This is a genomic window from Massilia norwichensis (assembly GCF_024753245.1).
GTDB classification, from domain to species: domain Bacteria; phylum Pseudomonadota; class Gammaproteobacteria; order Burkholderiales; family Burkholderiaceae_D; genus Telluria; species Telluria norwichensis.
Genome location: NZ_JANUGX010000052.1, coordinates 1 through 10,512, shown reverse-complemented (window position 1 = coordinate 10,512; position 10,512 = coordinate 1). Strand labels below are relative to the sequence as shown.

The 10,512-nt window shown below is 67.3% G+C and carries 8 protein-coding genes; 1 reads left to right on the top strand and 7 read right to left on the bottom strand.

The window, feature by feature from the left end:
• Positions 1–30: 30 nt before the first annotated feature.
• Positions 31–912 carry an aldo/keto reductase family oxidoreductase gene (locus NX782_RS25775; RefSeq protein WP_258848363.1) on the bottom strand — a complete coding sequence of 294 codons (882 nt, stop codon included), beginning with the start codon at positions 910–912 and terminating at the stop codon, positions 31–33.
• A 106-nt stretch (positions 913–1,018) separates the two neighbouring features.
• Between NX782_RS25775 and NX782_RS25770 the strand changes: the two genes are divergently transcribed.
• Positions 1,019–1,909, top strand: a complete 891-nt coding sequence (locus tag NX782_RS25770) for a LysR family transcriptional regulator (RefSeq protein ID WP_258848362.1) — start codon at positions 1,019–1,021, stop codon at positions 1,907–1,909.
• Positions 1,910–2,243: 334 nt separating this feature from the next.
• Here NX782_RS25770 and NX782_RS25765 read toward each other — a convergent pair whose 3' ends face one another.
• Genes NX782_RS25765 through NX782_RS25740 form a run of 6 tightly spaced genes read right to left on the bottom strand, consistent with a single transcriptional unit; the run spans position 2,244 to position 10,268 of the window.
• Complete coding sequence (locus NX782_RS25765; protein ID WP_258848361.1) at positions 2,244–2,714, bottom strand: DUF6328 family protein; 471 nt, start codon at positions 2,712–2,714, stop codon at positions 2,244–2,246.
• A 31-nt stretch (positions 2,715–2,745) separates the two neighbouring features.
• Complete coding sequence (locus tag NX782_RS25760) at positions 2,746–3,900, bottom strand: VWA domain-containing protein (protein WP_258848360.1); 1,155 nt, start codon at positions 3,898–3,900, stop codon at positions 2,746–2,748.
• Positions 3,890–6,211, bottom strand: coding sequence for a DUF5682 family protein (locus NX782_RS25755; RefSeq protein WP_258848359.1), 2,322 nt, complete (start codon positions 6,209–6,211; stop codon positions 3,890–3,892). Before NX782_RS25755 ends, NX782_RS25760 begins: the two co-directional genes overlap by 11 nt.
• A gap of 6 nt (positions 6,212–6,217) precedes the next feature.
• Complete coding sequence (locus tag NX782_RS25750) at positions 6,218–7,309, bottom strand: ATP-binding protein (protein ID WP_258848358.1); 1,092 nt, start codon at positions 7,307–7,309, stop codon at positions 6,218–6,220.
• Positions 7,306–8,904, bottom strand: a complete 1,599-nt coding sequence (locus tag NX782_RS25745; protein WP_258848357.1) for a DUF5691 domain-containing protein — start codon at positions 8,902–8,904, stop codon at positions 7,306–7,308. Before NX782_RS25745 ends, NX782_RS25750 begins: the two co-directional genes overlap by 4 nt.
• A 14-nt stretch (positions 8,905–8,918) precedes the next feature.
• Positions 8,919–10,268: an SWIM zinc finger family protein gene (locus NX782_RS25740; protein WP_258848356.1), complete on the bottom strand. Its 1,350-nt coding sequence runs from the start codon at positions 10,266–10,268 to the stop codon at positions 8,919–8,921.
• Between the last annotated feature and the right edge of the window lie 244 nt (positions 10,269–10,512).

Here is a 10,512-nt window from a genome sequence, read left to right as displayed (position 1 = left end):
AGCGGGCTTTTTGCTTTTCAACGCTCTTTTCTACGCAGCCTTATCGCCGGATCCGATCCGGTCCAGTTCCCGCATATCCTCTTCCGTCAATCGCAATTCGGCCGCCGCCAGATTTTCACGCAAGTGCGCCACCGACGAGGTCCCCGGAATCAAGAGGATGTTCGGCGAACGCTGCAACAGCCAGGCAATCGCCACCTGCATTGGCGTTCTGCCTAATCGCGCAGCCACAGCTGACAAAGCGCCCGACTGCAACGGCGTGAACCCACCCAGCGGAAAGAAGGGCACATAAGCGATCCCTTCAAGGGCCAGCGCATCGATCAGGGCATCGTCGGTCCGGTGCGCCAGGTTGTACATGTTCTGCACGCAAACGATCGGAACGATCCGCTTCGCGTCCTCGACCTGCTTCATCGTCACATTGCTCAGGCCAATGTGCTTGATCAGACCCCGCTCCCGCAATGCCGCCAGCGCGGTCAACGGCGCTTCCAGCGATCCCTCGGCAGGACCGTGCACATCCAGCATGCTGCGGAAATTGACGACGTCGAGCACATCCAGTTGCAGGTTGCGCAGATTGTCGTGCACCGCCTGCTCGAGCTCGGCCTTTGAAAATGCCGGCAACCAGCCGCCCTGCGCATCCCGACGCGCGCCGATCTTGGTCACGATCGTCAGGTCGGCCGGATACGGATGCAGTGCTTCGCGAATCAGGCGGTTGGTTTCATGCGGCCCGTAGAAATCCGAGGTGTCGATGTGATTCACGCCGAGCGCCAACGCTTCACGCAGCACCGCATGCGCCGTCGACGGATCCTTGAATGGACCGAACACCCCCGGCCCTGCCAGTTGCATCGCACCGTAGCCAAGACGGCGAACCTGTTTTTCGCCCAGCGGATACGTGCCGGCGTGATCGATTGTGGACATCGCTTTCTCCTTCATTGAACAAGATGCCAACGATAAGCGTCGTCAATGTGTGTGACAATCCGGTCAAGTCCGAAAGGGTTGTACGCCAAAACGAACAATATAGATAATGAAAATCGATCTCGGTGATCTGTCCGCCTTCGTCGCCGTCGCCCGTGCAGGTGGGTTCCGCGATGCCGCACGTAGCCTCGATGGCAGCGCGTCCGGTCTCAGCGATGCGGTACGCAGGCTTGAAGCGCGCCTGGGTGTGCGGCTGCTGAACCGCACCACGCGCAGCGTCGTGCCGACCGAGGCGGGACAGAGCCTGCTCGACCGCCTGGGTCCTGCCCTGGATGAGGTCGACAGCGCACTCGACGTCGTCAACGGCTTTCGCGACACACCTGCGGGAACGCTGCGCCTGAACGTCCCGATGAGCGTGGCACGCCTGGTCCTGCCGTCCATCGTGCCGCGTTTTCTCGCTGCGTATCCGGCCATCCGCCTCGAGGTGACCGCCGAGGAGAGCTTCGTCGATGTGCTGGCGGCCGGTTGCGACGCCGGCATCCGTTACGAAGAGCGGCTCGAGCAGGACATGGTGGCGGTGCCGATCGGACCGCGCGTGCAGCGCATGGCCGCGGCCGCTGCGCCGGGCTATCTACGGCAGCGCGGACAGCCCACGCATCCGCGCGAACTGCTGACGCACAGTTGCATGCGCGGACGCTTTGCCAGCGGAGCGATGGTCGAGTGGGTGTTCGAGCGTGAAGGCGAAACGGTGAAGATCGATCCGGGCGGTCCCTTGCTCGTGCAGATCGGCGGGGCGACCGATCTGGCGGTCGAGGCGGCGGTCGGTGGCCTCGGCATCGTCTACCTGTTCGAAGACTGGCTGCGCCCTTGGCTGGAGCGCGGCGAACTGGTGCCGGTGCTCGAGGACTGGTGGCCGAGCTTCAGCGGTCCCTATCTGTATTATCCCGGCCGCCGACTGCTGCCGGCGCCCCTGCGCGCGTTCGTCGACTTCATCCGCTAACAATAAAGCCCGCCAGCCGATCGCATACGCGTCAACTGGCGGGCTTGTGTATCGGCAGCATCGATGCATCGCGCGGAAGGTTTCCGTCGTCGATCACATCTTGCCGCCATCCAGCCGCGTGCGGCAGCGTGCTCGCTACCGCATGAACGGCTGGGCTGACACTCGTCTCCGTCTGTGCTCCCCCCGATATCGGAACTTCAGGTAGACGAGTGCTGCCCAGTTCGTGGCATTCCTCCGGCGCCTGCGTACTGCACAGGCCATGTAGGTATTATCCGGATGCAAGCAGCCTCATCTGTTCGGGGCTTCACACAACGCCCCTGCGCTGCAACACAGATCAAGCGCGTGGTTCGGCTACCTGGATGGGGTCGCTTTTTGGAATGAGATACCAGAGTCCCACAAACAGAAGGAGAGTAGCAACCGCGGCAGCGATGCTGAGCGAAAGCTTGTCGGTTGCAAGCGACATCACCGTCAACATATCCAGCGATAGCCCGACAGCCAGTGGCATCAGCGCACCACGGATACTCTTGCGCGAGGTACGTATCATCCTCGAGGTCGCGTGACCGTGCTGGGCGCGGTAATACACGGCCGGCGTCATCAGAAGCGCCATCGCGATGACCATCAGGCCGAGCCCGACCAGGTGGCAGACCTGCGCATAGGTGCGCAGATCCGTGAAGCGTTCGTTGAACACGGCAATCGTCTGGAAACCGAACACCGCCTGAAGACCGGGGAGAATGCAGCGCGCTTCTTCGATAATGTTGCGCATCTCCTGGTCGTTTTTTTCTTCTTGAGAAGCCTGTTTGTCCATGGGACGACAGTAACGTCAAACCCGGCCGTCTTCAACCGGCAGCACGATTGATCCCGGCCTTCGAGGTCCATTGTTCCAGGCTATGCCGCTGGATCGCCGCCGCCATCAGGTCCGGGAACAGGTCCGGCGTGCAGGCGAAGCAGGGGATGCCCATGGCCGAGAGCCGCGCCGCGTTGTCGTGGTCATACGAAGGCGCGCCCGAATCGTTCAGCGCCAGCAGCGCGATCACCTGCACGCCGCTGCCGACCAGCGCCGCCGCGCGTCCCAGCATGTCGGCATTGTTGCCGCCCTCGTAGAGGTCGCTGATCAGCACGAAGATGGTTTCGCGCGGGCGCGTGATCAAGCCTTGGCAGTAGGCCAGCGCGCGGTTGATGTCGGTGCCGCCGCCCAGCTGGGTGCCGAACAGGACCTCGACCGGATCGGACAGCAGCGGCGTCAGGTCCGCCACCGCCGTGTCGAACACCACCACCGAGGTGCTGACCGCCTTGATGCTCGCCAGGACCGCCGCGAACACGCCTGCGTACACGACCGAGGACGCCATCGATCCGCTCTGGTCCACACACAGCACGATGTCGCGCAGCGAACGCCCGCGCCGGCCGAAACCGATCCGCGTCTCGGGGATGATGGTGCGGTACTCCGGCTGGTAGTGCCGCAGGTTGGCGCGGATGGTGCGCAGCCAGTCGATGTCCTGATGGCGCGGCCGCAGATTGCGGGTGGCGCGATTCAGGCTGCTCGATACAGCCTGGCGCATCGGCGCGGCCAGCTTGCGCTCGAGCTCCTCCACCACTTTCGCCACCACCTTGCGGGCGGTAGCGCGGGTCTTGTTGGGCATGACGCGGTTCAGGCTCAAGAGCGCCGCGACCAGGTGGACGTCCGGTTCGACCGCGGCCAGCATCTCCGGCTCGCACAGCATCTGCTGCAGACCGAGGCGCTCCAGCGCATCCTTCTGCATCACCTGTACCACGCTGGACGGGAAGTATTCGCGAATGTCGCCCAGCCAGCGCGCCACGCGCGGCGCCGATGCCCCCAGCCCACCCTTCGCACTTTCGGACGTGCCGTATAAAGCGTCGATCGCGCCGTCGATCGCGGCGTCTTCCACGTTCAGCGGCACTGCGCCGATGGCATCCTGCCCGAGCACCAGGCGCCAGCGCCGCGCCGCTTCCGCGCTGCGGTCTTCATTCTTCATGGACGGTCTCCTGGGAAGGCTGCACCCGGGGCGCAAGCAGGGTGTGGAGAATCGGCAGCACGCGCTGGGCCCGCACCGGGTCGACCGTGACCGCCGCCTGCGGCGCGATCGTCACCGCGCCACCCGCATGTGCGGCACGCTCGCCGAGTTCGCGGCGCTCCGGCGCACTGAAGGTCGCCACCGTGCGGCGCAGCAGCGGCAGCAGCTCGGTAAACGTATCCGGTGGTAGCGCGAGCAGCCAGCCGTTGACGATATCCCACAGCGTGTCGCTGTGAGCCAGCAGCGCGCCACTGCCCTGCAGGAAGCCCTCCAGCCACTGCGCGGCGGCCAGCGACGGCACGCCATACGAACAGTGCAGGGCTAGCTGCTGCGCGGCGCGTTCGGCGCTCCATTCGCCGTGCTCGGTCAGGATGCGCGCGCAGCGGCCGCTCAGCATCGGGTGCGCGACATCGCTGACGGCCGCCGTGCCCAGGGCGCCGAACCAGGCCGCCTGATGGGCTTCATCCTGCAGCAGCCGCAGCGCCTGGTCGGCGGCGATGATCCGGGTCAGCAGCTCCGCTGCCGCATCGTCCGCCAGACCGCGCACGCCATACGGCAGGGCGATGCAGGCACGCGTGGCCAGAGCGTCGACCACGTGCGACAGCGAGGCCGTATCGACCTTGCGCGCGCTGCCGTAGCGCAGCACGTTGACCAGCGGCGGCAGCGCCGACAGCAGCAGGCCCAGGTCCGCCGTCTGCGTTCCCGCATCCTGGATGCGCGCCATCAGCGGCGCCACCGCTTCGCGCAGGTCGGCCAGCAGCACGACTTCCATCAGCGCGGTCAGCTCGGGCAGACCCTCGGCTTTGGCGGCGCGCTCGGCCGCCAGGCTGCCCGCCGCCGCTTCCAGCGTACCGCCCCAGCGGCTGGCGGCGATCAGGTCGACCGCGAATTCCGGTTCCCAGGCCAGGCGCCACAACTCGTGGAAGGTGCCGGTCTTGCCGCGCACCGTTTGCCGGCGGCCCCAATGCACACCCAGCAGGGCCAGGCGGTGCAGCAGCACGCTCTTTTCCAGGTGGGCGGGCTGGCGCAGGTCGAGATCGAGGTCGGTGGCGTCGGCGCGCACCGCCATGCGCAGGCGCTTCTGCTGCGCGAACACGTCCTGCACCAGCGGCACCGCCGGCACGTCGTCCGGCACGCTGCCCAGCAGCTCGTCGACCAGCAGGGCGCGCTGGATCAGCTGCAGCGGTGCGTCGCTGTCGTAGCAGAACACGGCGCGCACCGCCTCCATCAGCTCGTCGAGTCCGGGACGCGGGCGCTCGCGCAAGGCCGCCAGCGTCTCGGCCAGGCGCACCGCCTCGATCACATGGGCCGACGAGGCGTCGAGGTCGTGCCGGCGCAGCAGCGTCGCGACTTCGGTCAGCCAGTGCAGGGCGGCGCGGTCCTGGTGACGCCACAGGTGGCGGTACCAGCCGGGTGCCGTCACCCCGGCGCCGTAGCCGCTGGCGAAAGTCAGGCGGCCGTGGCTCCACGGCACCCAGGTCGCCGCGACTTTTTCCCTGGCCAAGCCGCGCAGCAGGTCGGCGTCGCTTTTCGCGCTGGGCAGTACCGCCAGTGCCGGCACGTGCCAGGCGCCGCATACCACGGCGATGCGTTCGCGGCCTTCCTTGACGGCCTGGCGGATCGCCGTGCGCATATAGGCTTCGCGCTTCATCTCCAGTTGGTCGGTAACGGGGCCGGCGGCGTCGCGCAGGGCCGTCATCATTTCGGCGATGGCGGCGAACAGGTCGAGACTGTCGGTGCGCTGCTCGACCAGGTGGTCCCACCAGGTTTCGGTGTCGCCGTAGCCGGCGGCGTGGGCGAGCCAGCGCAGCGGATCGGTGTGCAGGTCGTGTCCTGCCGGCGCCGGCGCGGCTGGCTCGGGCGCCGCATCGACGTCCGGCGCGGCATCCGGTTCGGCCTCGTCCGGCAGCTGGGTACGCAAGGCCTGGGCCCTGGCTTCGATCTCGGCCGCGCGCAGGGCAAAGCGCTGGCTCTGCGGCAGGTCGCAGAAGCGCAGATCGACGCCATGTTCGGCCGCATGGCGCAGCGCCTGCCACTCGGGCGAAAACTCGGCAAACGGATAGAACACCGCGCGCTGCGGATCGGCCGGCGCGTAGACCAGCAGGGCCACCGGCGGCGTCAGGTCCGCATGGCCGGCGAAGCCCGCCAGCGCATCCGCTTCCGGTGGGCCTTCGACCAGAATGCAGTCCGGCTGCAGCGCACGCAGGGCCTCGCCCAGGCTGCGCGCGCAGCCGGGGCCATGGTGGCGGATGCCGAACAGGTGAACGCTCATCGCGGTTTATTCCATCACGTCGCGGCAGGCGCGGTACAGGTCCTTCCAGCCGTCGCGCTCCTTCACCACCGTCTCCAGGTATTCGAGCATGGCCACGCGGTCCTGCAGCGGATCCTTGACGATCGCGCCGACCATGCCGGCGGCCAGGTCGGCGCCACGCAGCACGCCATCGCCGAAGTGCGCGGCCAGCGACATGCCGTGGGTGATCACCGAAATCGCCTCCGCCGTGCTCATGCTGGCGCTGGGCACCTTCAGCTTGGTCTTGCCGTCCGCGGTCACGCCCTCGCGCAATTCGCGGAACACGGTGACGATGCGGCGGATCTCTTCCAGCGCCGGCGCCTCGGCCGGCAGCTCGAGCGCGCGGCCAACGCTGGCCACACGCGTTTCGACGATCCGCACTTCCTCGTCGGCGGTGCGCGGCGGCGGCAGCACCACCGTGTTGAAGCGGCGCTTCAGGGCGCTCGACAGCTCGTTCACGCCGCGGTCGCGGTCGTTGGCGGTGGCGATGATATTGAAACCCTTCTGCGCCAGCACTTCGTCGTCCAGCTCCGCGATCGGCAGCACCTTCTCGGACAGGATCGAGATCAGGCTGTCCTGCACTTCGCCCGGCATGCGGGTGAGCTCCTCGATGCGGGCGATCTTCCCGTTGCGCATCGCGCGCATCACGGGACTGGGCACGATGGCGTCCTGCGACGGCCCCTTCGAGAGCAGCTGCGCGTAATTCCAGCCGTAGCGCACGGCTTCCTCGCTGGTGCCGGCGGTGCCCTGCACGACCAGCGTCGAATCGCCGCTGATCGCCGCCGCCAGATGCTCGGAGACCCAGGACTTGGCGGTGCCGGGCACGCCCAGCAGCAGCAGGGCGCGGTCGGTGGTCAGCGTGGCCACGGCGATCTCGATCACGCGTGGATTGCCGATGTACTTGGGGCTGATCGTCACGCCGTTCTCCAGCCGGCCGCCGAGCAGATAGGTCGACACCGCCCACGGCGACATCTTCCAGCGCGGCGGACGCTGGCGCGTGTCCTGGGCAATCAAGGCCTCCAGCTCATCGGCGTACTGCTGCTCCGCGTGCTGGCGGAGGACGGAATCGAGGGCGGTCATGCGGGCTCCTGGAATGAAAGAATCATCTCGTGGCGCAGGCGCACGAGATCGAAGAAGTTGTCGATGGGTGTGCGCCAGTCGCTGCTGTCACCGACGCTGGCGCGCCATTGGGCCTCAGTCGCAGCGGCAGAAGCCGGATCGGCGACCCTGGCGAAGGCGGGCAGCACCAGGCGGGCAATCCAGGGCTGGCCCGGCTGCAGCAGCGTCGGGCGGCTGGTTTGCAGGAGCAGCAGAAAGCGCCTGGTCAGCGCCGCTGACCAGGTGTCCGGCGCTGTGTTCAGCACGCGGTGCAGTTGCTGGGCCACTTCGCCTTCCTTCAGCCAGTGCGCCTGGAACACGTCGAGCAGGGCGGTCGAAGCGTCGGGGTCTTCCGAAAAGCGCGCACGGATAAGGTCGAACAGCGCGTCGGGCACGGCTTCGCGCTGTACCACGTTGGCTTCGATCCAGTAGCGCGCCAGGGCATAGGGCCAGGCCATCGCATCGGGCGAGGTGTCGAGCTGCGCCTGGCGGAGCGCAGCCAGGGTCCAGCCGCGTATCAGGGCGGCCCTGAATTCGCTGGCGTCCGCCATGGCCAGGCAAGCGTGCGGGGTGCTCTCGAACTGCCGCAGCCAGGTGCGCGGGTCGATGGCCGCCAGCATGTCCACGACCCAGCCGGCCTTTTCGCCGATGGCCGGATGCGCCGATGCGCCAACGCCGTCGCGCCGCATCGCCGCGTCACAGGCTTCCGGCAGGCTCAGGTCGAGCCGCGCCTTGCCGAGCCACGGCTTCTCGACGCGCAGCAGCGGCAGCAGGCGCGCCAGCATGCGCTGGCCCAGCGCTGATCCGGGGAGAGAGGCCAGCAGACGCTGGGCCGCACTGCGCACTTCCTTGCGGCGGTCATCCAGCGCCGCTTCGAGGAAGGCTTCATCGGCCAGGCCGAGATTGACGCTTAGCGCCGGCAGCAGGGCCGCACGCTGTTCCGGTGTTTCGCTAGTCCAGGCGGCGGCCAGCGCATTGCGCGCCGCTTGCGGGTCGCGTGCGCGCCATGCACGCAAGGCGGCCAGGCGTTGTTCGGGCATGCCGGTATCCCACGCGGCCTTGCCCTCATCGGCGGGCGCGGCGGCCCAGGCCCAGTCCGCATGCAGGCGCGCGAGCCACTGTCCGCGTTCGCCGATGACCGGCAGCAGTTGCGCGCGCAGGGCTGGCTGGCGCGTGGCCACATCGAACATGCGCGGCAGAAGGCGTGCCGGCAGATGGCCGCCATGGCGCTGCAGCAGGCGCAGCCACTCGGACTGCAGCCCGACCGGATGCGCGCCGCGCAGCAGCATGGCGAGGATCGCTTCCGCTCGCGGCGGACAGGCACGCAAGTGTTCGGGCGCTGCGGTGTCGGGTGTCTGCGCTGCCGCGCCGGTAGGCGGCAGGAAGCCGCTGCGTTCCCACAGGTCGAGCGCGCCGAGCGAGCGCCAGAGCGTGGCTTCGGCCTCAAGCTGCGGCTGGTCCGCCGGCGCTTGCTGGAACAGCGCGTCCAGCGGTGCGGCGGGCGGGGCAGGGGCGCGTCCGGCGCGTGCGGTCCCGATCTTCAACAATTGCTGACGCTGGCGCAGGTCGTCGTTCATGCTCGGGCTGTTCCTTAGACGAAGTCGCCGTCGATGTTGAGCAGGCGGCCTTCGTGCCAGACGCTCAGCGGCAGCAGCGTACGTCCATCCCACTCGCCGCAGACGGTGAGCGGATGGCCGCCGCTCAGTGCCAGCAGATGCCAGGGATGGCGGAAGTCCGGATGCAGGGCGAGCGCGCGTCCGCCGGCGTCGCGCAGGACCGCAAGGTCGGCGGCGTCCGGCACCAGGCCGTCCAGCAGCACCGGATGACGCTCGAGGAAAGGCTGGGCTGCGAGCGCATGGGCGTAGGTGTCGAGCAGGCTGTCGAGATCCGAGGGCGGCGCGGCCATGGCGCTCAGCGGACGCATGTTCTCCTGGCGCTTGACCTGGGCGCGCAACGGCCAGGCGCTCGGGTAGAAGCATAATTCGCCGTCGAATGCCGTACCGGGCGCCAGCTGCAGGTCGAAGCCCTGGGTACCGGCCGCATACTGCAGCAGCAGGGCCCAGCGTGCTTCCTTGCCGCCGCCATATAGCCAGGTCGCGCGCACGCGCAGGCGTTCGTCGTCGAAGGTGGTCTGGGCCAGCACCTCCCAGCGGCCCTCGACACCGGGCTGGCGCAGCACCTCGTCCTGGCTCACTGTCCAGCCGAGCAGTGCGCGCACGTCGGCTTGCAGCGCGGGCGGCAAGCCGTCGAGGCGTTGCCAGGCCTCGGTCAGCAGGTAGATCGAAGCCAGTTCGTTCGCCACCAGGCCGTCGGCATTGCGCAGATTCGACTGGTACAGCAGATTGCCGGCCCGGCGCAGCCGGCGGGCCAGCGGCGCCGCCTGGGCATCGGCCATGCGTGCGGCGATGCCGTCCCACAGGCTCTGACCGCGCGAGCGCATCGCAGCGAGACCTTCGCGCGCCAGGTCGTGCAACCAGGTCTGCAGTTCGCGCATACCGGCGCCGACTTTGTCTTCGCGTTTTTCTTCACGTTTGCGGGCCTGGGCCGCCGCTGCGGCAACCGCTGCCGGGTCCTGCGATACAGCCGCGGCCTTGTCCCCTTTCTTTTCCTGGCGTGCCTGCCGGCTGTTCAGCCAGTCGCTGACCCATTGCGGCTCTGCGCTCGTGTCGAATAGCGCCGGCGAGGAGGCCGTTAATAAATAGAGGCCGAGGCCGTGCTTGCAGGGGAACTTGCGGCTGGGGCAGCTGCATTTGAAGGCGGGGCCATTCAAATCGATCTGTGTTCTATAAGGTGTCTTGCCGCTGCCCTGGCATTCACCCCATAAAGCGGCACTGCTTTTGCCGAGATTCGACCAATGATGCGCTGCCGCCAATTGGCTGCCGGCTTTTGCCGAGGCCGGGTCGGGGGCGAGTGCCAGGATCTGGTTGGCGTCGAGGGTCACCGATATCTTTCGGGCGAATGATAGGAAGAGCAGCGCAGCGATCGCACATACTCGGCCATTATCTTTTGAACGTCAATCGTACTTGGGTGCGGCGGATGAGCGACATACGCATGAGAGCCCTTGCGCACTCCTGTTCCGGTTTGCTATAGTTCGCCTCCTGCTTCTGCAGCACAAGAAAAGCTGAACGAAATCAAGTAGTTGAGCTAGGTGTTTTGATAACTCCGCTGGTGTTGCAGAAAAACGA

Excerpts from the sequence above, each read along its gene's own strand:
- NX782_RS25775 (WP_258848363.1), bottom strand. The coding sequence starts at position 912 with ATGTCCACAATCGATCACGCCGGCACGTATCCGCTGGGCGAAAAACAG.
- NX782_RS25770 (WP_258848362.1), top strand. The coding sequence starts at position 1,019 with ATGAAAATCGATCTCGGTGATCTGTCCGCCTTCGTCGCCGTCGCCCGT.
- NX782_RS25765 (WP_258848361.1), bottom strand. The coding sequence starts at position 2,714 with ATGGACAAACAGGCTTCTCAAGAAGAAAAAAACGACCAGGAGATGCGC.
- NX782_RS25760 (WP_258848360.1), bottom strand. The coding sequence starts at position 3,900 with ATGAAGAATGAAGACCGCAGCGCGGAAGCGGCGCGGCGCTGGCGCCTG.
- NX782_RS25755 (WP_258848359.1), bottom strand. The coding sequence starts at position 6,211 with ATGAGCGTTCACCTGTTCGGCATCCGCCACCATGGCCCCGGCTGCGCG.
- NX782_RS25750 (WP_258848358.1), bottom strand. The coding sequence starts at position 7,309 with ATGACCGCCCTCGATTCCGTCCTCCGCCAGCACGCGGAGCAGCAGTAC.
- NX782_RS25745 (WP_258848357.1), bottom strand. The coding sequence starts at position 8,904 with ATGAACGACGACCTGCGCCAGCGTCAGCAATTGTTGAAGATCGGGACC.